Here is a 19,630-nt window from a genome sequence, read left to right on the forward strand (position 1 = left end):
GGCGTAAAGGTGTGCGGTCAGTGACCGCCCGGCGCTCCCGCCGTGGCCGGCGGCAGCTTCTCCTGGACGCCCGGGTCGCCCGCGTCCGCGGTGTAGTCGCCCGGGGAGGTCTCGTCGATCCCGGCAGGCGCCTTCACGGCGTTCAGGACGAAGGTGAGGACGACGACGACCACGACGTTCAGCACGAACGCGGTGAGGCCGATGTAACCGATCTCGCCGAGGCCCGGGATCTCCTTGGAGGACCCGCCGAAGTGCTTCTGCGTGGGGCTCGCGACCCCGTACGCGGCAGCCGTACCGTAGATCATGCCGACCGCCCAGCCGGCGAGCAGCGCCCAGCGGTGGAACCACCGGGTGAACAGGCCGCCGACCAGGGCCGGCATCGTCTGGAGGATCCAGATCCCGCCCAGCAGCTGGAAGTTGATCGCGACGGTCTTGTCCATGGTGAGGACGAAGGCCAGCGCGCCGACCTTGACCAGGAGCGAGACCAGCTTGGAGACCTTGGTCTCCTGCTCGGGCGTCGCGTCCGGCTTCAGGAAGTCCTTGTAGATGTTGCGCGTGAACAGGTTCGCCGCCGCGATGGACATGATCGCGGCCGGCACCAGGGCGCCGATGCCGATCGCGGCGAAGGCCACGCCCGCGAACCAGTCGGGGAACATGTTCTCGAACAGCTGCGGGATGGCCAGCTGGCCGTTCTGCACCTTGACGCCGGCGGCGATCGCCATGAAGCCGAGCAGCGCGAGCAGGCCCAGCATCAGCGAATACAGCGGCAGGATCGTGGTGTTGCGGCGGATCACCTCACGGCTGCGGCTGGAGAGCGTCGCCGTGATCGAGTGCGGGTACATGAACAGCGCCAGCGCGGACCCGAGCGCCAGGGTCGCGTACCCCCACTGCCCGGCCGCGGCCGGTGCGAGGCTGCCCGCGCCCGCCTTGGTGAACTTGTCCTGGGCGGAGGCGAAGATGTCGTCGAAGCCGCCCAGCTTGATCGGGATGTAGATGATCGCGACGGCGATGACCAGGTAGATCAGCCCGTCCTTGACGAACGCGATCAGCGCCGGCGCCCGCAGCCCGGAGGAGTAGGTGTACGCGGCGAGCACCGCGAACGCGATCAGCAGCGGCAGGTCCTTGACGAACCAGTTGGTGTTCTCGCCGCCGCCGACGCCCATCACGTCGAGCACCGCCTGGATGCCGACGAGCTGGAGCGCGATGTACGGCATGGTGGCGAGGATGCCGGTGACCGCGACGGCCAGCGAGAGGCCCTTCGAGCCGAACCGGCCGCGGACGAAGTCCGAGGTGGTGACGTACCCGTGCTTGTGCGAGACCGACCACAGGCGCGGCAGGAAGGTGAAGATCAGCGGGTACACCAGGATGGTGTACGGCACCGCGAAGAAGCCGGAGGCTCCGAGCGAGTAGATCGCCGCGGGCACCGCGACGAAGGTGTACGCGGTGTAGAGGTCGCCGCCGAGCAGGAACCAGGTGACCCAGGTGCCGAACGACCGTCCGCCCAGGCCCCATTCGTCGAGGGTGGCCTCGTTCTCGGCCTTGCGCCAGCGGGCGGCCAGGAAGCCCATGACCGTGACGGCCAGGAAGAAGAAGATGAAGACGCCGAGCGCGACGCCGTTCACGCCGTCCTTCATGCCGACGCACCTCCCTTGCGGGCGCGCTGGTCACGCTGCCACAGCTTGTACGCGATCATGGTGAGCGCGGTGGAGATCAGCACCCAGAGCATCTGGTACCAGTAGAAGAACGGGATGCCGATGAAGGTCGGGTCGATCTTCGCGTACGAACCCACCCAGAGCATCGCCACGAACGGCGCGACGAGACACAGGGCGATGACCACCCGCACGGGTGTGACCGTGGGTGGTTTTCCTTCTGGTTCTTCCGGCATGGCGGCGACTCCGTCCCCTCGCTGATCACCTGTAATGCGCAGGAAATCTAGGCGAGTCATCCGGCCACCGTCACCCCCTGTCCGCATTGCGGTCCGGCAACGGTCGTCACGGACCGGCCGGATGGCCGGAATGGTGGCAAACGTCCGGGGGTTGGTCCAGGCCAAGCCGGGCTACGGGAACGCCGAACGGCCCCCGGGGGCGGGTCCGGGGGCCGTTCGGAAGCACATGCGTACGACGGGTCAGTCCAGCGGCCGCTTCAGGCGGGCCACGAACTTGTAGCGGTCGCCGCGGTAGACCGAGCGCACCCACTCGACCGGTTCGCCCTGTTCGTCCAGCGAGTGCCGGGAGAGCATCAGCATCGGCAGGCCCACGTCGGTGCCGAGCAGTCCGGCCTCGCGCGGGGTGGCGAGGGAGGTCTCGATGGTCTCCTCGGCCTCGGCCAGCCGGACGTCGTACACCTCGGAGAGCGCGGTGTAGAGCGAGGTGTACTTGACCAGTGAACGGCGTAGCGCGGGAAAGCGCTTGGCCGACAGGTGCGTGGTCTCGATGGCCATCGGCTCGCCGCTCGCGAGGCGCAGGCGCTCGATCCGCAGGACCCGGCCGCCGGCGCTGATGTCGAGCAGCCCGGCGAGGGTGTCGTCGGCGGTGACGTAGCCGATGTCCAGGAGCTGCGAGGTCGGTTCGAGGCCCTGGGCGCGCATGTCCTCGGTGTACGAGGTGAGTTGCAGGGCCTGCGAGACCTTCGGCTTGGCGACGAAGGTGCCCTTGCCCTGGATGCGCTCCAACCGGCCCTCGACGACCAGTTCCTGGAGTGCCTGGCGCACGGTGGTGCGCGAGGTGTCGAACTCGGCCGCCAGGGTCCGTTCCGGGGGGACGGGGGTGCCCGGCGGCATGGTGTCCGTCATGTCGAGGAGATGTCGCTTCAGCCGGTAGTACTTTGGTACGCGCGCGGTGCGCGTCCCGGCGCCCGCACCCGTCTCGTTCTCCGAACTGCCCCCGTCGGCGCCCATGGCCCGCCTTCCCGACTGCTGCGTTGCTGCCGTCACCGGCTCCTCCGTCTGTCGCGGCTCACATGGTGGCACGGTCCGGTCACGGCTCGTCGCCCTCCCTCAGGTGTCGGTCCTATAACGGACGCGAGTGCACTTCTTATACACCCTTGACACCCCTAAAGGTCTAGGCCAAGCTCCCGGTACTGGTCTAAACCATTAAAGACCAGGTCCCAGCCCCAGAGGTACTCGTCGACGTTCTCGCGCGGTGGGGAGGGGGTTGCAGCATCCCTGAGGAGGGTGGCGTGAAGCGCAAGCTCATCGCGGCGATCGGCGTCGCGGGCATGTTGGTTTCCATCGCGGCGTGTGGTTCGGACGACAAGACGTCCTCGAAGGACCCGAAGGACCGCAAGGAAGACCTGACTGTCTGGCTCATGGGCGAGGCCCAGTCGACCTGGCCCGAACTGGTGAAGGACGTCAACGCCCAGTTCAAGAAGAAGTACCCGAACGTCAACGTCAAGATCCAGTACCAGGGCTGGGCTGACAAGGTCAAGAAGCTCGACACCTCCCTCGGTGGCGACAAGTTCCCGGACGTTGTCGAACTCGGCAACACCGAGACCATGCAGTACATCCTCAATGGCGCGCTCGGCGAGATCGACACCTCGAAGTACGAGAACTCGGACACCTGGATCAAGGGCCTCAAGGACACCTGCTCCTACGAGGGCAAGATCTACTGCGTTCCTTACTACGCCTCCGCCCGCCTCGCGGTCTACAACAAGGACATGCTGAAGGCCGGTACCGGCAGCGACACCCTCCCGCAGAACGAGGACGACTTCCTCAAGGCGATGGACAAGGTCCAGGCCGAGCTCGCGAAGAAGGACAAGCGCGCCTCGTCCCTGTACTACCCCGGCCGTTACTGGTACGCCGCGATGTCCTACGTCGCAGCCGAGGGCGGCCAGATCGCCAAGTACGACGAGGGCTCGAAGGAGTGGAAGGCCACCCTCTCCACCCCCGAGGCGCAGAAGGGCATCCAGCACTTCGTCGACCTGGTCAAGAAGTACAACAAGGCCGACCAGACGAAGGACGAGCAGGACCACGCCAACGTCATGGCCAACGAGAAGGCCGCGGTCATCTACGGCCAGGCCTGGGAGGCCGGCAGCGTCACCACGGGCGAGAACGGCAACCCGAAGCTCGACGGCAAGATCGCCACGGCCGGTATGCCCGGCCCGAACGGCAAGGCGCTCCCGTCCTTCATCGGCGGCTCCGACCTCGCCACCATCTCCAAGTCCAAGGTCCAGGACCTGGGCGAGGAGTGGATCTCCCTCTTCACCAACGCGAAGTCCATGGACGTCCTCGCGTCGAAGAACATCCTCCCGAACAACGAGAAGCAGCTTGAGCCGCTGAAGGCCAAGCCCGAGACGGCCGCCATCGCCAACGCGGTGCCGGACGCCTGGTTCACGCCGATCGCTCCGGGCTGGGCCTCCATCGAGAAGGAGGAGATTCTGGAGAACATGCTCCTGAAGATCCTCAAGGGCACGTCCGTCGCCGACGCCACCAAGAAGGCCGACAGCGAGATCGACGCACTGATCAACAAGAAGGCCTGAGCCTTCTGATCGCCTGGCGGGGGCCCGGCATTGCGCCGCGGCCCCCGCTCCCTGGGGCGTGTTTCGAAAGTCCCGCCTGCCGGGCGACGCCCGGCACGCACGCTCGCGGCGTTGCCGAAAAGCCCTGGTAGCTCCGCTGCGAGGGCTTCCCGGCGCCTTGCGATCGCACGCACCGGACGCCGCCCGGCCCGCCCTCCGGGCGAACGGCGCTACTTTCGAAACACGCCCCAGCTCAAGAACGCCGTGTTTTCCGGGGGGCTGCCTCGGACCCGCGATGGAAGGTCAGCCACGTGACTGCCGCCGATACCAAGGCCGCCGGGCCACCGGTCCCCGTACCACGTGATCCCGAAGCGGACGGGAGCCCCCTGTCCGACGAGGGCGGCAACGCCCCCCTGAAGCAGAAGAGGAAGCGGAAGAAGGGCGAACTGCTGCCCTACCTCCTGATCCTCCCGGCGATCGTGGCGATCGCCGCCGTCTACCTCTACCCGCTCGCCAAGACCGTCATCATGTCCTTCCAGGACATGGGCCGGCGCGAGCTGTGGACCGGTGATCCCGCACCCTGGGTCGGCTTCGACCAGTTCACCAACATCCTCGGTGACTCCGAGTTCTGGTGGGTGACCTTCCGCACCGTCGTCTTCATGGCCGTCTGCGTGACGCTGACCATGGGCATCGGCCTGCTGATCTCCCTGCTGATGCGCCGGCTGTCCAACTGGGTGCGGCTCATCCTGACCTTCTGCCTCATCGCCGCCTGGGCGATGCCGCTGATGGTCGCCGCCTCCATCTTCCGCTTCATGGCCGACTCCGACTACGGCCTCATCAACACCCTCATCGCGAAGGTCGTGGGCGACGACTGGCTCGGCCACAACTGGTACCTCGACCCGGTCCAGGGCTTCGCGATCATCACGCTGCTGGTCGTCTGGGGTGCCATCCCGTTCGTCGTCGTCACGCTGTACGCCGCCCTCACCCAGGTCCCCCAGGAACTGGAGGAGGCCGCCTCGCTCGACGGCGCCACCAGCTTCGGCATCTTCCGCTACGTGACCTGGCCGGTCATCAAGCCGGTCTTCAGCATGGTCTCCACGCTCTCGGTGATCTGGGACTTCAACGTCTTCGGCCAGATCTGGCTGCTGCGCGGCAGCAAGCCCGAGCCCGAGTACGAGACCCTCGGCCTCTACTCGTACTCCAAGGCGTTCGAGTCCACCTCCTTCAGCCAGGGTTCCGCCATCGCCCTGATCACGGTGATCCTGCTGTCCGCGGTGGCCGTGTACTACCTGCGCCAGCTCATGAAGACGGGAGAGGTCGAATGAGCACCACGACCGACACACCTCAGGTCCTGCGCCCGGACCGCAAGAAGACCCGGGTCGGCCTGAACATCCTCGGCCTCGGCATCGCCCTGGTCATGGTCTTCCCGGTCTACTGGCTGGTCGTCAGCGCCCTGCGGCCCAGCCGCGAGATCCGCTCGTACGACCAGACCCTGTGGCCCTCGTCGATCACCTTCGACAACTTCGTCAAGGCCGTCGACCAGCCGAACTTCGGCACCGCGGTCCAGTCCAGCCTCATCGTCACGATCACCGCCGTCCTCGGCGGCATGGTCATCGCCACCCTCGCGGCCCTGGCCATCGGCCGGTTCCGCTTCTTCGGCCGCAAGCCCCTGGTCCTCATCCTCATCCTGGTCCAGATGCTCCCGCCCACGGCGATGCTCATCCCGATCTACGCCCAGCTCAACGCCATGGGCGGCATCGACGAGTACTGGAGCCTGATCGTCGTCTACCTGGTCTCCACGCTGCCCTTCGCGACGATCATGATCCGCGGCTTCGTGGTGAACATCCCGGTGGAGCTGGAGGAGTCCGCCATGGTGGACGGCTGCACCCGCTTCGGTGCCTTCCGCCGGGTGATCCTGCCGCTGCTCGCCCCCGGCCTCGCCGCCGCGTCGATCTTCGCGCTGGTGAACGCGTGGAACGAGTACCTCTTCGCCTACATCCTGATCAACGACAACTCCAAGTACACGCTCAACGTGTGGCTGATGACGTTCACCAGTGAGCGCGGTACGGACTACGGCGCCCTGATGGCGGCGTCCACCATGATCGCTCTTCCGGTCGTGATCTTCTTCATGTTCGTGCAGAAGAAGATGGCCGCGGGGCTCACCTCCGGCGCCGTGAAGGGATAACGCCGCCCCATGACCACCCTCACCTCCACCACGGACACCGTCACCCGTGACGCACTCGCCGTGCTGCAGCCCGGCTTCACCGGCACCTCGGCGCCCGAGTGGCTGCTGCGCCGGGTCGGCGAAGGGCTCTCCTCCGTCGGCCTGTTCGGCCGCAACATCGAGACGCCCGAGCAGCTCGCCGCGCTCACCGCCCAGCTCAGGGCCGAGCGGGACGACGTCCTCGTCGCCATCGACGAGGAGGGCGGCGACGTCACCCGCCTCGAGGTACGGCACGGCTCCTCCTTCCCCGGCAACCTGGCGCTCGGCGCGGTGGACGACACCGCGCTGACCCGGGCCGTCGCCCACGAGCTGGGCCGCCGGCTCGCCGAGTGCGGCGTCAACCTCAACTGGGCCCCGTCCGCGGACGTCAACTCCAACCCGGGCAACCCCGTCATCGGCGTCCGCTCCTTCGGCGCCGACCCGCACCTGGTCGCCCGGCACACCGCGGCGTACGTGGAGGGCCTCCAGGCCGCCGGCGTCGCCGCCTGCACCAAGCACTTCCCCGGGCACGGCGACACCGCGGTCGACTCGCACCACGCACTGCCCCGCATCGACGTCGACCTGGAGACCCTGCACGCCCGGGAGCTCGTCCCGTTCCGGGCGGCCATCGCGGCGGGCTCCAAGTCGGTGATGAGCGCGCACATCCTGCTGCCCGCGCTCGACCCGCACCGCCCGGCCACCCTCAGCCCCCAGATCCTCACCGGTCTGCTGCGCGAGGAGCTGGGGTACCAGGGGCTCATCGTGACCGACGCCGTGGAAATGCAGGCCATCGCCTCGACGTACGGGATCGAACGCGGCTCCGTCCTCGCCGTCGCGGCCGGTGCCGACGCGCTCTGCGTCGGCGGCGGGCTCGACGACGACAGCACCGTTCTGCGGCTGCGCGACGCGCTGGTCGCGGCGGTGCGCTCCGGTGAACTTCCCGAGGAGCGGCTCGCCGATGCCGCTGCACGGGTTCGGGCCCTCGCGTCCTGGACGCGGGAGGCCAGGGGGGCTGTACGGGAGCCGGGCGCGGCAGCACAGGAGGGGACCGCGCCCGGCACCGGGCAGAACACCGGCATCGCCTCGGACATCGGCCTGGTCGCCGCCCGCCGCGCGGTGAAGGTGACCGGCGAGGGCGCACCGCTCACCGGTCCGGCGTACGTGGCCGCCTTCACCCCGGTCGCGAACATCGCGGTCGGCGACGAGACCCCCTGGGGCCTCGCGGCCGAGCTGACCCGGCTCGTCCCCGGCACGGAGACCGACACGTACAACGGGAACTCCGAGGCCCCGGCCGAGGCCGCGCTCCGGGCGGCGGGCGACCGGCGCATCGTCGCCGTGGTCCGCGACGCGCACCGCCACGCGTGGATGAGCGAGGCCCTGGACGCGCTGCTCGCGGCGCGCCCGGACACCATCGTGGTCGAGATGGGCGTCCCCCAGGCCGGGCCCAGGGGAGCGCTGCACATCGCGACCCACGGCGCCGCCCGCGTCTGCGGCCAGGCGGCGGCGGAGATCATCACCGGGGGCTGACCCCGCACACGGGAGAGGGCCGGGACACCACCAAGGTGTCCCGGCCCTCTCCCGTAGGAGAACTACAGCCCCTGCCAGGCCGGCTTCGCCGCGTACGTCGCGCGGAAGTAGTCCGCCAGCTTCAGCTTCGAGGCCGCCGCCTCGTCCACGACCACGGTCGCGTGCGGGTGCAGCTGGAGCGCCGAGGCGGGCACGATCGAGGCGACCGGTCCCTCGACCGTCGCGGCCACCGCGTCCGCCTTGCCCTCGCCCGTCGCGAGCAGGATCGGGTGGCGGGCCTCCAGGATCGTGCCGATGCCCTGGGTGATGACGTGGTGCGGCACCTGGTCGATGTCGTTGTCGAAGAAGCGCGCGTTGTCGACCCGGGTCTGCTCGGTGAGCGTCTTGATCCGGGTGCGGGAGGCGAGCGAGGAACAGGGCTCGTTGAAGCCGATGTGCCCGTCGGTGCCGATGCCCAGCAGCTGGAGGTCGACGCCGCCGGCCGCGGCCAGCGCCTTGTCGTACGCCTCGCAGGCCGCCTGGACGTCCTCGGCGGAGCCGTCGGGGCCCATGAACGCGGCCTCGGAGAGCCCGAGCGGCTCGACCACCTCGCGCAGCACCACGGAGCGGTACGACTCCGGGTGGCCCGCCGGCAGTCCGACGTACTCGTCCAGCTGGCAGACGCGGGCGCGCGAGGCGTCCACGGCGCCGGAGCGGACGAGGTCCGCGAGCGCCTGGTAGATGGGCAGCGGGGTAGAGCCGGTGGCAACGCCGAGCAGGGCGTCGGGCTTGCGGCCGAGCAGGGTGCCGATGGCCCCCGCGATCAGTTCGCCGCCTGCCTTGGCGTCCGGGACGATGACAACTTCCACGCGGGGCCTGCCGATCCGATCGAGAGTGACGATATGTGGTATAGACCAATCAAGGTTCCAATCTAGCAGACTCGGGCCCGCTCCGAGGGGCCCGTACCGGTACCCGGACGCCCCGCGCGGCCGCCGCCCGCTGGCGGCCCCCGCGCACCCCGTGTTCGACTTGGGCGAGGCATCGCGACACCCGGGAGGCACCAGACATGTCCGCCCCATACCCGGCCGGTGACGGCGAGTGGCCCGGCCGCATCATGTCCGGTGAGATGGCCGAGCAGCCCGCGGTGCTCCGCCGCATCCTGGAGCGCGGCGCGCCCGCCATCCGCGAGACCGCCGGCCGGATCGCGGCCAGGAACCCGCGCTTCGTCCTGCTCACCGCCCGCGGCACCTCGGACAACGCCGCGCTCTACGCGAAGTACCTGCTGGAGATCACGCTGGGGCTGCCCTGCGGGCTGGCCTCCATGTCGACCACCACGGCGTACGGCGCGAAGCCGGACCTGCGCGACGTGCTGGTGATCACCGTCAGCCAGTCCGGCGGCTCGCCCGACCTGGTGGCGTCGACCAAGGCGGCCCGGGAGGCCGGAGCGGTGACCCTCGCGGTGACCAACAACCCGGACTCACCGCTCGCGGCCGTCTCCGAGTACCACATCGACATCCTGGCCGGGCCCGAGAAGGCGCTGCCGGCCACCAAGACGTACACCGCGTCCCTGCTCGCGCTGTACCTCTTCGTGGAGGGGCTGCGCGGCGGCGACGGGGCGGCGGCCGGTGTCCTGCCGGACCTCGCGGCGGAGGTACTCGCCCGCAAGGACGAGGTGCGGGCCCTGGCCTCGCGCTACCGGTTCGCCGAGCGCATGGTCATCACCTCGCGGGGATACGGCTATCCCACGGCCAAGGAAGCCGCTCTGAAGCTCATGGAGACGAGCTACATCCCCGCCCTCTCGTACTCCGGCGCCGACCTGCTGCACGGGCCCCTCGCGATGGTCGACAACATCTCACCGGTGATCGCCGTGGTGACCGACGGCCGGGGCGGCGAGGCCCTTCAGCCCGTCCTGGACCGGCTGCGCGGCCGGGGTGCCGACCTCTTCGTCGTCGGGCCCCTGGCCCAGGTGGAGGCGGCGTCCGCGGGGTTCGTGCTGCCGACGTCCGGGGTGGCGGAGGAGGTCCAGCCCGTCCTGGAGATCCTGCCGCTCCAGATGCTGGCGTACGAGGTGACGATCGCGCGGGGCCAGGACCCGGACGCGCCGCGCGCGCTCGCGAAGGTCACCGAGACCCGCTGAGATTCGGGGCCCCGGAAGAACCCGCGGGCCGCGGCGCCGGGCCGGGACCCTCAGCCCGACCAGCACCGCAGCCCGGAGTAGGGCCGCCCTCGCGGGCGGCCGGCTCGGCCGGCGGTGTGCGGTGCCCCCGGCCGGGGGAGAGGCACCGGCGCAGTCAGGGCAGAGAGCGCGGGTACCTCGGTCCGCTCTCCTGTGCGGGGAGAGCGGAGGTCCTACATCAAGCATTGTGGACTAGACCACTGGGCCGTGTCCATCCATGCGCAGTGCCAATGTAGGCCCCGGTTCACTGCACGTACGGGCGGCGCTTCCGGTTCGGACGGGCACGTATCCACGGGTACGCTCGCACACGTGCCCTCCATGAACGACCTCGTACGCCAGCACACCGCCCTGAGCGACACCGACCTCGAATGGCTCCACCTGCTGGTCTCGGAGTGGCAGTTGCTCTCCGACCTCTCCTTCGCCGACCTCGTCCTGTGGGTGCCCACCCGCGACGGCACGCGGTACGTCTCCGTCGCGCAGATGCGGCCCAACACCGGGCCGACCTCCTACCAGGACGACATGGTCGGCCACCTGGTCCCGCGCGGCCGCCGCCCGCTCCTGGACGCCGCCCTGGACGAGGGCCGGATCGTGCGCGAGGGCGACCCGGAGTGGCGCGAGGAGGTGCCCGTACGGGTCGAGTCGATCCCCGTACGCAGGGAGGGCCGGGTGCTCGGCGTGATCGCGCGCAACACCAACCTCCTCACCGTCCGCACCCCGTCCCGCCTTGAGCTGACCTACCTCCAGTCCGCCTCCGACCTGGCCCAGATGATCGCCGCCGGGGCCTTCCCCTTCCCGGGCCAGCAGGTGGACATGGACGCGTCCCCCCGCGTCGGTGACGGCCTGGTCCGGCTGGACGCCGACGGGGTCGTGCAGTACGCCAGCCCCAACGGCCTCTCCGCCTACCACCGCCTCGGCCTCGCCTCCGACCTGGTCGGCCAGCACCTCGGCCAGATCACCGCCGAACTCGCCCCGTCCCGGGGCCCGGTGGACGAGGCCCTGGTCAAGATGGCCAGCGGTTACGCGCCCCGTGAGTTCGAAGTGGAGTGCGCGGGCGGGGTGATCCAGCTGCGCGCGATCCCGCTCAAGCCCAAGGGCGTCCGCATCGGCTCCCTGGTCCTCCTGCGCGATGTGACGGAACTGCGCCGCCGCGAGCGCGAGTTGATCACCAAGGACGCCACCATCCGGGAGATCCACCACCGGGTGAAGAACAACCTCCAGACGGTCGCGGCCCTGTTGCGCCTCCAGGCCCGCCGGATGGACTCCCCGCAGGGCCGCGAGGCCCTCAACGAGGCGGTGCGGCGCGTGGGTTCGATCGCCATCGTCCACGAGACGCTGTCCCAGAATCTGGACGAGCGGGTGGAGTTCGACGACATCGCGGACCGGGTGATCGCCATGGTCGCGGAGATCTCGCCGGGCAAGGTGACCTGCCGCCGCACGGGACGCTTCGGGATACTCGACGCCGAGGTCGCGACGCCGCTCTCGATGGTCCTCACCGAGGTCCTGCAGAACGCCCTGGAACACGCCTTCTCCGTCGCGGAGTCGGGCACCGTCGAGGTCTCGGCGGTCCGGGGCGGCTCGCCCGCCGAGGGGCGGCTGCTCATCACCGTCCAGGACGACGGCTGCGGTCTGCCCGAGGGCTTCGACCCGCAGAAGGCCGGCAACCTCGGCCTCCAGATCGTCCGCACGCTGGTCGAGGGCGAGCTCGGCGGCACGTTCGGCATGGTGCCGGCGCCGGAGCGCGGGACGCAGGTCGTCCTCGACCTCCCGGTCCGCAACGAGAAGTAGGGCGGCCGGACCGCCCGAACACGGCAGAGAGCCCGGACCGTTGGTGAACGGTCCGGGCTCTCTGGTCAAGCATGCGCTTCGGGGGTACTGCGCGCTGCGACTCGGGGGGCGGGGTGGTGCGTACGCGCTGTACGCGCCGCCTGCGCTGAGGTTCGTAGCGGTGGCGTCGGTCAGGCGCTGGCGTTGCGCGCCCGGTTGCGAGCGGCGCGGCGCTTCATCGCGCGGCGCTCGTCCTCGCTGAGGCCACCCCAGACGCCGGAGTCCTGGCCGGACTCGAGCGCCCACTGCAGGCACTGCTCCATGACGGGGCAGCGACGGCAGACGGCCTTGGCTTCCTCGATCTGCAGCAGCGCAGGACCGGTGTTGCCGATGGGGAAGAACAGCTCCGGGTCTTCCTCACGACAAACGGCGTTGTGACGCCAGTCCATGGCTGCTACCTCTCCTTGGTGATACGTACTGTGGCTTGTGAATGTGAACGCTTTCACGAATCCCCCCACAGGTGGAGGCCCGACGCCCAGGTGAACTGGTTGTGGTCCTGTGAAGTGAGGAGGGGTTCTGGCTCTCAGTGGAGGCCGTTGTTGCGGGCCGTCCCGATCGCCATGTAGAGATTCGCAAACCTCGGCGGCGGATACAACCCCTTCAGGAAAGTTTTTTTTGATTCCTCGGTGTCGGCTAGGTCACAGCCGTACTTCTAGAGGGTGGAGCCCAGTCCAAACGTTCGAGTTAAAGGACTTTGGTCCCTTCCACTCACACAATCACACGCAGTGCACGGCGTACGCCTGTGAACGTCACACTTGTACGCACTCCGAGGTGGTCACCGTCCATCTGGAAGGGCAGTGGCACCTTTGAATGCAAGGTGAAGTCCGTGAGGTCATGCCGTGAAACCGCGTGCTTCCCCCGTGGGCCCTTCTCGGGACTCGACGTGAGCAGCTGGGTGGCGTAGCGGCCGACCGCCGCCGTGGACAGTTTCCGCAGGCCCAGCACGTCGAGGGCGGTGTCGAAGGACGCCTTCGGGGCCGCGTACACCGGCCGGTTCCCCAGATACGTCCAGGGTGACGTGTTGCAGATTATGGAAAGCGCCAGATCGGTGACCGGATCCTCGCCCGGCACGTCGAGCGTTATCACGCCCTGCCTGCGGTGCGGCTCCTCCAGGAATTGCCGGAGCACCTGGCGCACGTACAGGGCATGCGTCGAACGTTTGCCGCGCTCCCGGTGCTGTTCGACCCGGCCGACCACTCCGGCGTCGAATCCGAGGCCGGCGCAGAAGGTGAACCACCGCTCCGGCACCGATTCGTCCTCGGTGCCCGGAGTCCCCGCCGCGAGGCCGAGCCCGACCGTGCGTTCGGTCCGGTTTGCCAGCGCGTCCAGGATGGCGCCGGTCGCCTCCACCGCGTCGTTGGGGAGCCCGAGGGCCCGCGCGAAGACATTGGTGGAGCCGCCGGGCACCACGGCCAGCTTCGGCAGGTGGTCCAGATCGGGGCCCCGGTGCAGCAGACCGTTGACGACCTCGTTGACCGTGCCGTCGCCGCCGAGCGCCACCACGAGGTCGATGTCGTCGCTGTCGGCGGCCCGCCGTCCCAGGTCGCGGGCGTGCCCGCGGTACTCCGTGGAGACGGCCTCCAGCTTCATCTCGCTCGCCAGCGCGTGGATCAGCACGTCACGGGTCCGCGCACTGGTGGTGGTGGCGGCTGGATTGACCACAAGAAGTGCGCGCATGACTGCCAGCCTACCTACCGCGAGGTACACCCCCGAAGTCCTGGCCGCAGGGCCTCACGCTCCGTGACGGTGCGGACGTGCGGCGGTGGCACCCGCCACCCCGGCTTTCCTTTGCCGGGCCCGGGATGCCAACCTGCAAGGGTGAGTACTCAGCAGAACGTGCCCTCGCCCCTGGCCGAGCCCGCGAAGCCGGCCAGGATCACCCTGGTGGCCGCGCTCAGCGGCCTCGAAGGCGCGGCCCTGGTCATCGGCGGGATCTACATGCTGGTGATGGGCCTGCTGGGCAGGCCCGACAGTCCCGAACAGGCCGAGATGGGCGGGCTGACCGTCATCGCGCTCGGCCTGATCCCGCTCTTCGCCGCCCGCGGCCTCCTGCTGCGCCGCAGCTGGAGCCGGGGCCCCGCGCTCATCACGCAGATCATCGCGCTCCCGGTGGCCTGGACGCTGCTGCGCTCCCACGGCGTGCTGATCCCGGCCGGCATCGTGCTCGCCGCCGTCGCCCTGACCGCGCTCTACCAGCTGGTCAGGCCCGCCACCATCGAGGCCCTCGGCATCCGCAGGCCGGGCGCGGAGCCGGAAACGGACACCGAGGACGCCTGACGGCTCCCCCCGCACACGAAGAGGCCGCCGGGGCGACCCGGCGGCCTCTTCCGCGTACCGCGCCCGCTACTCCTCCACGAGCAGCCGCTCGCGCAGCTGGGCCAGCGTGCGGGCCAGCAGCCGCGAGACGTGCATCTGCGAGATGCCGACCTCCTGCGCGATCTGCGACTGGGTCATGTTGCCGAAGAACCGCAGCAACAGGATCCGCTTCTCGCGCGGCGGCAGGTCCTCCAGGAGCGGCTTCAGCGACTCCCGGTACTCGACGCCCTCCAGCGCCTCGTCCTCGGAGCCCAGCGTGTCCGCCACGGCCGGCGACTCGTCGTCGGTGTCCGGCACGTCCAGCGAGAGCGTGCTGTACGCGTTGGCCGACTCCAGGCCCTCCAGGACCTCCTCCTCGGAGATCCCCAGCCGCTCCGCCAGCTCGTGCACCGTGGGCGAACGGCCGTGCAGCTGGGAGAGCTCCGCGGTCGCCGAGGTCAGCGACAGCCGCAGCTCCTGGAGGCGGCGCGGCACCCGCACCGCCCAGCCCTTGTCGCGGAAGTGGCGCTTGATCTCCCCGACGACCGTCGGCGTCGCGTACGTCGAGAACTCGACGCCCCGCTCCGGGTCGAACCGGTCGACGGACTTGATCAGCCCGATCGTGGCGACCTGGGTCAGGTCGTCCAGCGGCTCCCCGCGGTTGCGGAAGCGCCGGGCCAGGTGCTCCACCAGCGGCAGGTGCATCCGCACCAGCCGGTTGCGCAGCTCGGCCCGCTCCGGCGAACCGTCGGCGAGCTTGCCCAGCTCGATGAACAACGCCCGCGCCTCGCTGCGGTCGTTTGGATCGTGGTGCCCGTGCTCGCTCATCTGGCCTGCCCGCTCCGCCTGCGACTGCTCCACCGCGACCGTAATGCCGGCGGGCCCGTCCGCCCCGTCCACCGCACGGGGCGGCTCCGCCCCGTCCACCGGATGAGGCAGGGCCTGCTGCTCCGGGATGCCTGCCGCACGCACCACCCCTGGTCGGATCGTCTCGTCCCGCACAGGACCGTCCCCGTTCCCGTTGCTCACGCCGGCCCGGGTCCCGCGCCGCGCTGTTTGTACAGGCTGATGCTGACCGTACGGTCGTCGGCGACCGAGGAGTCGACCTTCCCGGCCAGCGCGGAGAGCACCGTCCAGGCGAAGGTGTCGCGCTCCGGGGCGCGGCCGTCCGTGGTCGGGGCCGCGACCGTCACCTCGAGTGAATCGTCGATGAGACGGAACACGCAGCTGAGGACCGAACCGGGCACGGCCTGCTGGAGCAGGATCGCGCACGCCTCGTCCACCGCGATGCGAAGGTCCTCGATCTCGTCGAGAGTGAAGTCCAAGCGTGCTGCGAGCCCGGCCGTGGCCGTGCGCAGCACCGACAGGTAGGCACCCGCAGCGGGCAGCCGGACCTCTACGAAGTCCTGATTCCCGGGCTCGCCTGCGATCTGGGACACCCTCACCTCCAAGGTGGCACAAACTCATTCGAGGTTCCGGGAGAACGCCCGGAGCCATGCGGTACGTCTTCGGTTCTCGGTCCGGCGACGCTATCGCGATCCATGATGCCGTGTCGCCGGAACCCCCTCCGGCGGCTGTCACTCATGGTAGATCCATGAGTACGCACAGTGCCTAGAGGTCTGCGTCGCTCAATTGCGAACAACGCGCGCCGGTTTGACGTACCCGGACGTCAGACGATCGAACCGTCGACAAAGCACCAGCGCCAGTTCTCGCCCGGTTCGAAGCTCCGCATGACCGGATGGCCGGTCTGCTCGAAGTGCCCCGTCGCGTGCCGCCCGGGCGAGGAGTCGCAGCAGCCGACATGACCGCAGCTCAGACACAGCCGCAGCTGAACGGGGTGGGTGCCGGCCGCCAGGCACTCGGGACAGGTTTCACCGAGGGGCGCGGGCTCGGGGCGCGGCAGGTCCGGTACATGCGGGCAACCACTCATGATGGCCAGGTTACGACGGATGCGAGGATCATGAGATGGACGCATTGCCCCTGGTGGCGCTGGTCGCGGGCAGCGCCGCGACGGCAGGCCTCGCTCGCCGCACCCCGGTGCCGGCCCCGCTTCTCCTGGTCGCCGTCGGCCTGATCGCCTCGTACGTGCCGGGGGTGCCGTCGTACACCCTGGACGCGCACATCGTGCTCCCCCTGCTGCTGCCACCCCTGCTCTACACGGCCGCCGTGGACAGCTCCTACCTGGACCTGCGGGCCAACCTGCGGCCCGTGGCGCTGCTCTCCGTGGGCTACGTCCTGTTCGCGACGGTCGCGGTGGGGTGGCTGGCCTATCTGCTGGTGCCCGATCTGCCGTTGACCGCCGCGCTGGTGCTCGGCGCCGTGATCGCCCCGCCGGACGCGGTCACCGCCGCGGCCATCGCGCGCCGGGTGGGGCTGCCCGCGCGGGTCACGACGATCCTCCAGGGCGAGTCCCTGGTGAACGACGCCACCGCGATCACCGCGTACAAGGTGGCGCTGGCCGCCGCCGTGGGTGAGGGGATCAGCTGGGGCGGCGGGGTGCGGGAATTCCTGCTGGCCTCGGTCGGGGGTGTCGCGGTCGGCCTGCTGCTCATGGTCCCGCTGCACTGGCTGCGCACCCATCTCAAGGAGCCGCTGCTCCAGAACACCCTGTCGCTCCTCATCCCGTTCGTGGCGTACGCGGCGGCCGAGCGCGTGCATGCCTCGGGGGTGCTGGCCGTGGTCGTCGTCGCGCTGTACCTGGGCCACCGGTCCTGGCAGGTCGACTTCGCCACCCGGCTCCAGGAGGCCGCCGTCTGGAAGATGGTCGCCTTCGTGCTGGAGTCGGCCGTGTTCGCGCTGATCGGCCTCCAGTTGCCGTTCGTCCTCAAGGGGCTCGGCGCGTACTCCGTGGCGGACGCCTTCGGGTACGCGGTGCTGGTCTTCCTGGCCGTGGTGGTGGTCCGTTTCGTCTGGGTCTACCCGGCGACCTATCTGCCCCGGTGGCTGTCGCGGCGGATCAGGGAGCGGGAGACCGGTACCGACTGGACCTCGCCGCTCATCGTCGGCTGGGCGGGGATGCGCGGGGTCGTCTCGCTCGCCATCGCCTTCTCCGTCCCGCTCGTCACAGCCGACGGCGACGCCTTCCCGGCGCGCAACCTGGTGCTCTTCCTGACGTTCACCACCGTCATCGGCACGCTGGTGGTCCAGGGGCTCACGCTGCCGCTCCTGGTGCGCGTGCTGAAGCTCCCGGGCCGGGACCGGCAGGCCGACACCCTGGCCGAGGCGCAGGCCCAGAACGCGGCGTCCACGGCCGCCGAGGCCCGCCTGGACGACCTGCTCACCGACGAGCGCAACCGGCTGCCCGAGCCCCTGGCGGACCGCCTGCGGACCGTCCTGGAGCGCCGCCGCAACGCCGTGTGGGAACGCCTGGGCGCGGGCAACCCGGTCACCGGGGAGTCGGCGGACGAGACCTACCGGCGGCTGGCCGGCGAGATGATCGAGACCGAGCGGGAGGTCTTCGTGCGGCTGCGGGACGAGCGCAGGATCGACGACGAGATGATGCGGACGCTGCTGCGCCGGCTGGACCTGGAGGAGGCGGCGGCCTACCGGGAGGAGGGCTGAGCCTCCTCGTCCGGGCGGCCGGTGATCACCGCCGCGACCGTGGTGCCGGCGGGGAAGGCGCCCTCCTCGGTCAGCACCGTCAGCGCGTGCAGCATTTTGGCCACATACAGCCGTTCCACGGGCAGCCCGTGCCGGTCCTCGAAATCCTTTGCGAACGCGTGCAGGGCCGGTGTCGTACGGGCGTAGCCGCCGAAGTGGAACCGTTCGTCCAGCCACCAGTCGCCCGCCGGACCGCCGAACGCCTCGCGCTGGAGCTCCCGCACCGCCTCGCCCAGGAAGCCGCCGCGCAGGACCGGGACGCCGAGCGCGCGCTGCCCCGGCGCCAGTCCGGCGGCGAGCCCGGCCAGGGTGCCGCCGGTCCCGCAGGCCACCGCCGCCACGTCGGCCACGCCCCGCAGTTCGCGCCCGAGTCCGGCGCAGCCCCGGGCCGCGAGGGCGTTGCTGCCGCCCTCCGGGACGACCTCGCAGTCCCCGTACGCCTCCAGCAGCCCGGCCAGGACCGCCGGGTCGGCCTTGGCGCGGTAGGTCACCCGGTCCACGAAGTGCAGCCGCATGCCGTCGGCGGCGCACCGGGCGAGCGAGGGGTTGAGGGGGCGGTGGGCCAGTTCGTCTCCGCGTACGACCCCGATGGTGCGGAATCCGAGGAGGCGGCCGGCGGCGGCGGTGGCCCGCAGATGGTTGGAGTACGCGCCGCCGAAGGTGAGCACGGGACGGCCGGCGGCGGCCGCCAGATTGGGCGCGAGTTTCCGCCATTTGTTGCCCGGCAGATCCGGGTGGATGAGGTCGTCGCGCTTGAGCAGCAGCGTCACCCCGTGCCGGGCGAAGCGCTCGTCGTCGGCCGGCTGCACGGGCGAGGGCAGCAGCGGGCGCAGCCGGGATACGGGGGACGGGGCGGACATGTGTCCCATTGTGGCGGCGGTCGCCGCCCGGGGGTCACTTGAGGCGGTCGTGGACGCGGTCGCGCAGGTCGCCCATCGAGAACCCCTTCGGGTCCACCTTGCCGGGCTGCCACTCGCGGTGGCCGATGACCGAGCGGGCGGTCCAGCCGTGGTGGCGGCAGATGGCCGCCGAGACCTTCTCGATCGCGTCGAGCTGGGCGTCGGGCCAGGGGTCCTCGCCGTCGCCGAGGTTCTCGCACTCGAAGCCGTAGAAGTGCCGGTTCCCGTCGGTGTTGGCCTCGTTGTCGTGCGGAAGGCGCTTCTTCTCCGCGACGACCGCGCGCAGGACGTCGTCGTCGCCCATGCCCGCGTGGTTGGTCCTGCCGTAGCCGACCAGATGGACCCGGCCGTCCTTGGCGATGACGCCGTGGCACAGCGGCCCCGGCAGGTCGGGGTGGCCGTCGCGGCACATCTTCACGGTGGCGTCGGTCCCCTTGGTGGCGGAGTGGTGGATCATCACCCCGTTGGCCGGGCCCCAGGGGCCCTTGTGGTTGCGGTTGTGGCTGCGCCAGTCGCCGACCTCGACGACGGTGAGCCCTTCCTTCTTGAGGGCGGCGAGAAAAGCGCTCGCGGACATGGGTGAGGACATGGCCGGCTCCTTTTGTGCGGATAGGAGCGGTTCTACCCGGACGGAAGGGCCCCGACCGATCGCGGGGCGACGGCGGGGCCCTG

At 70.1% G+C, this 19,630-nt stretch carries 19 protein-coding genes; 8 read left to right on the forward strand and 11 right to left on the reverse strand.

The genetic code is table 11. The features are described from left to right. Positions 1-17 precede the first annotated feature (17 nt). From mctP to ACFZAT_RS03665, 3 genes are all read right to left on the reverse strand, one after another. Complete coding sequence (gene mctP / locus ACFZAT_RS03655) at positions 18-1,634, reverse strand: monocarboxylate uptake permease MctP (RefSeq protein ID WP_391259422.1); 1,617 nt, start codon at positions 1,632-1,634, stop codon at positions 18-20. Continuing rightward, positions 1,631-1,885 carry a DUF3311 domain-containing protein gene (locus ACFZAT_RS03660; protein WP_391259424.1) on the reverse strand — a complete coding sequence of 85 codons (255 nt, stop codon included), beginning with the start codon at positions 1,883-1,885 and terminating at the stop codon, positions 1,631-1,633. The genes mctP and ACFZAT_RS03660 overlap by 4 nt, the downstream gene beginning before the upstream one ends. A gap of 240 nt (positions 1,886-2,125) precedes the next feature. Continuing rightward, positions 2,126-2,896 (reverse strand): GntR family transcriptional regulator, encoded by a 771-nt coding sequence (locus ACFZAT_RS03665; protein WP_018105573.1) that lies wholly within the window; start codon positions 2,894-2,896, stop codon positions 2,126-2,128. Between the two features lie 281 nt (positions 2,897-3,177). On the opposite strand from ACFZAT_RS03665, the gene ACFZAT_RS03670 reads away from it, so the two are divergent. The 4 genes from ACFZAT_RS03670 (at position 3,178) to ACFZAT_RS03685 (ending at position 8,185) form a co-directional block, all read left to right on the forward strand. Continuing rightward, entirely contained in the window at positions 3,178-4,476 is a 1,299-nt protein-coding gene (locus tag ACFZAT_RS03670) for a sugar ABC transporter substrate-binding protein (protein WP_073964039.1), read from the forward strand. 290 nt (positions 4,477-4,766) lie between these two features. Then, positions 4,767-5,780, forward strand: a complete 1,014-nt coding sequence (locus tag ACFZAT_RS03675) for an ABC transporter permease subunit (RefSeq protein WP_391259428.1) — start codon at positions 4,767-4,769, stop codon at positions 5,778-5,780. After that, positions 5,777-6,640: a carbohydrate ABC transporter permease gene (locus ACFZAT_RS03680; RefSeq protein WP_073964037.1), complete on the forward strand. Its 864-nt coding sequence runs from the start codon at positions 5,777-5,779 to the stop codon at positions 6,638-6,640. The genes ACFZAT_RS03675 and ACFZAT_RS03680 overlap by 4 nt, the downstream gene beginning before the upstream one ends. A 9-nt stretch (positions 6,641-6,649) precedes the next feature. Then, a complete protein-coding gene (locus ACFZAT_RS03685; RefSeq protein ID WP_391259432.1) occupies positions 6,650-8,185 on the forward strand; it encodes a glycoside hydrolase family 3 N-terminal domain-containing protein in 1,536 nt (511 codons plus the stop codon). Between the two features lie 62 nt (positions 8,186-8,247). On the opposite strand, the gene nagB is transcribed toward ACFZAT_RS03685, so the two are convergent. Beyond that, the gene (gene nagB, locus ACFZAT_RS03690) at positions 8,248-9,033 is read right to left on the reverse strand and encodes a glucosamine-6-phosphate deaminase (protein ID WP_391259435.1); all 786 of its coding nucleotides are present in this window, start codon (positions 9,031-9,033) and stop codon (positions 8,248-8,250) included. Positions 9,034-9,230: 197 nt separating this feature from the next. Here nagB and ACFZAT_RS03695 point away from each other — a divergent pair, with 197 nt between their 5' ends. Next, positions 9,231-10,301 carry an SIS domain-containing protein gene (locus ACFZAT_RS03695; protein ID WP_391259438.1) on the forward strand — a complete coding sequence of 357 codons (1,071 nt, stop codon included), beginning with the start codon at positions 9,231-9,233 and terminating at the stop codon, positions 10,299-10,301. 357 nt (positions 10,302-10,658) lie between these two features. Continuing rightward, the gene (locus ACFZAT_RS03700; protein ID WP_391260252.1) at positions 10,659-12,125 is read left to right on the forward strand and encodes a histidine kinase N-terminal domain-containing protein; all 1,467 of its coding nucleotides are present in this window, start codon (positions 10,659-10,661) and stop codon (positions 12,123-12,125) included. 170 nt (positions 12,126-12,295) lie between these two features. On the opposite strand, the gene ACFZAT_RS03705 is transcribed toward ACFZAT_RS03700, so the two are convergent. Next, positions 12,296-12,553, reverse strand: coding sequence for a WhiB family transcriptional regulator (locus ACFZAT_RS03705; protein ID WP_003953983.1), 258 nt, complete (start codon positions 12,551-12,553; stop codon positions 12,296-12,298). A 319-nt stretch (positions 12,554-12,872) separates the two neighbouring features. Then, positions 12,873-13,841 (reverse strand): diacylglycerol kinase family protein, encoded by a 969-nt coding sequence (locus tag ACFZAT_RS03710; protein WP_391259440.1) that lies wholly within the window; start codon positions 13,839-13,841, stop codon positions 12,873-12,875. 207 nt (positions 13,842-14,048) lie between these two features. On the opposite strand from ACFZAT_RS03710, the gene ACFZAT_RS03715 reads away from it, so the two are divergent. Further along, the gene (locus tag ACFZAT_RS03715; protein WP_391260255.1) at positions 14,049-14,441 is read left to right on the forward strand and encodes a hypothetical protein; all 393 of its coding nucleotides are present in this window, start codon (positions 14,049-14,051) and stop codon (positions 14,439-14,441) included. 66 nt (positions 14,442-14,507) lie between these two features. Here ACFZAT_RS03715 and ACFZAT_RS03720 read toward each other — a convergent pair whose 3' ends face one another. The 3 genes from ACFZAT_RS03720 to ACFZAT_RS03730 form a co-directional block, all read right to left on the reverse strand. Next, positions 14,508-15,488: a SigB/SigF/SigG family RNA polymerase sigma factor gene (locus tag ACFZAT_RS03720; RefSeq protein WP_391259443.1), complete on the reverse strand. Its 981-nt coding sequence runs from the start codon at positions 15,486-15,488 to the stop codon at positions 14,508-14,510. After that, on the reverse strand, positions 15,485-15,898 hold the full coding sequence (locus ACFZAT_RS03725) for an anti-sigma regulatory factor (protein ID WP_018105584.1): 414 nt from the start codon (positions 15,896-15,898) through the stop codon (positions 15,485-15,487). The genes ACFZAT_RS03720 and ACFZAT_RS03725 overlap by 4 nt, the downstream gene beginning before the upstream one ends. Before the next feature lie 230 nt (positions 15,899-16,128). Further along, entirely contained in the window at positions 16,129-16,389 is a 261-nt protein-coding gene (locus ACFZAT_RS03730) for a UBP-type zinc finger domain-containing protein (RefSeq protein ID WP_073862940.1), read from the reverse strand. A 35-nt stretch (positions 16,390-16,424) separates the two neighbouring features. Between ACFZAT_RS03730 and ACFZAT_RS03735 the strand changes: the two genes are divergently transcribed. Continuing rightward, entirely contained in the window at positions 16,425-18,020 is a 1,596-nt protein-coding gene (locus ACFZAT_RS03735; protein ID WP_391259448.1) for a Na+/H+ antiporter, read from the forward strand. Here ACFZAT_RS03735 and ACFZAT_RS03740 read toward each other — a convergent pair. Together ACFZAT_RS03740 and ACFZAT_RS03745 are read right to left on the reverse strand one after the other, a co-directional pair. Beyond that, a complete protein-coding gene (locus tag ACFZAT_RS03740; protein ID WP_391259451.1) occupies positions 18,002-18,919 on the reverse strand; it encodes a pyridoxal-phosphate dependent enzyme in 918 nt (305 codons plus the stop codon). The two genes, ACFZAT_RS03735 and ACFZAT_RS03740, sit on opposite strands and share 19 nt — an antisense overlap. A 34-nt stretch (positions 18,920-18,953) precedes the next feature. Next, positions 18,954-19,547: an N-acetylmuramoyl-L-alanine amidase gene (locus tag ACFZAT_RS03745; RefSeq protein WP_391259453.1), complete on the reverse strand. Its 594-nt coding sequence runs from the start codon at positions 19,545-19,547 to the stop codon at positions 18,954-18,956. Between the last annotated feature and the right edge of the window lie 83 nt (positions 19,548-19,630).

It is taken from the genome of Streptomyces sp. NPDC008163, assembly GCF_042956885.1.
GTDB lineage: Bacteria > Actinomycetota > Actinomycetes > Streptomycetales > Streptomycetaceae > Streptomyces > Streptomyces drozdowiczii_A.

Excerpts from the sequence above, each read along its gene's own strand:
- mctP (WP_391259422.1), bottom strand. The coding sequence starts at position 1,634 with ATGAAGGACGGCGTGAACGGCGTCGCGCTCGGCGTCTTCATCTTCTTC.
- ACFZAT_RS03660 (WP_391259424.1), bottom strand. The coding sequence starts at position 1,885 with ATGCCGGAAGAACCAGAAGGAAAACCACCCACGGTCACACCCGTGCGG.
- ACFZAT_RS03665 (WP_018105573.1), bottom strand. The coding sequence starts at position 2,896 with ATGGGCGCCGACGGGGGCAGTTCGGAGAACGAGACGGGTGCGGGCGCC.
- ACFZAT_RS03680 (WP_073964037.1), top strand. The coding sequence starts at position 5,777 with ATGAGCACCACGACCGACACACCTCAGGTCCTGCGCCCGGACCGCAAG.
- ACFZAT_RS03685 (WP_391259432.1), top strand. The coding sequence starts at position 6,650 with ATGACCACCCTCACCTCCACCACGGACACCGTCACCCGTGACGCACTC.
- ACFZAT_RS03695 (WP_391259438.1), top strand. The coding sequence starts at position 9,231 with ATGTCCGCCCCATACCCGGCCGGTGACGGCGAGTGGCCCGGCCGCATC.
- ACFZAT_RS03700 (WP_391260252.1), top strand. The coding sequence starts at position 10,659 with ATGAACGACCTCGTACGCCAGCACACCGCCCTGAGCGACACCGACCTC.
- ACFZAT_RS03705 (WP_003953983.1), bottom strand. The coding sequence starts at position 12,553 with ATGGACTGGCGTCACAACGCCGTTTGTCGTGAGGAAGACCCGGAGCTG.
- ACFZAT_RS03710 (WP_391259440.1), bottom strand. The coding sequence starts at position 13,841 with ATGCGCGCACTTCTTGTGGTCAATCCAGCCGCCACCACCACCAGTGCG.
- ACFZAT_RS03730 (WP_073862940.1), bottom strand. The coding sequence starts at position 16,389 with ATGAGTGGTTGCCCGCATGTACCGGACCTGCCGCGCCCCGAGCCCGCG.
- ACFZAT_RS03735 (WP_391259448.1), top strand. The coding sequence starts at position 16,425 with ATGGACGCATTGCCCCTGGTGGCGCTGGTCGCGGGCAGCGCCGCGACG.
- ACFZAT_RS03740 (WP_391259451.1), bottom strand. The coding sequence starts at position 18,919 with ATGTCCGCCCCGTCCCCCGTATCCCGGCTGCGCCCGCTGCTGCCCTCG.
- ACFZAT_RS03745 (WP_391259453.1), bottom strand. The coding sequence starts at position 19,547 with ATGTCCTCACCCATGTCCGCGAGCGCTTTTCTCGCCGCCCTCAAGAAG.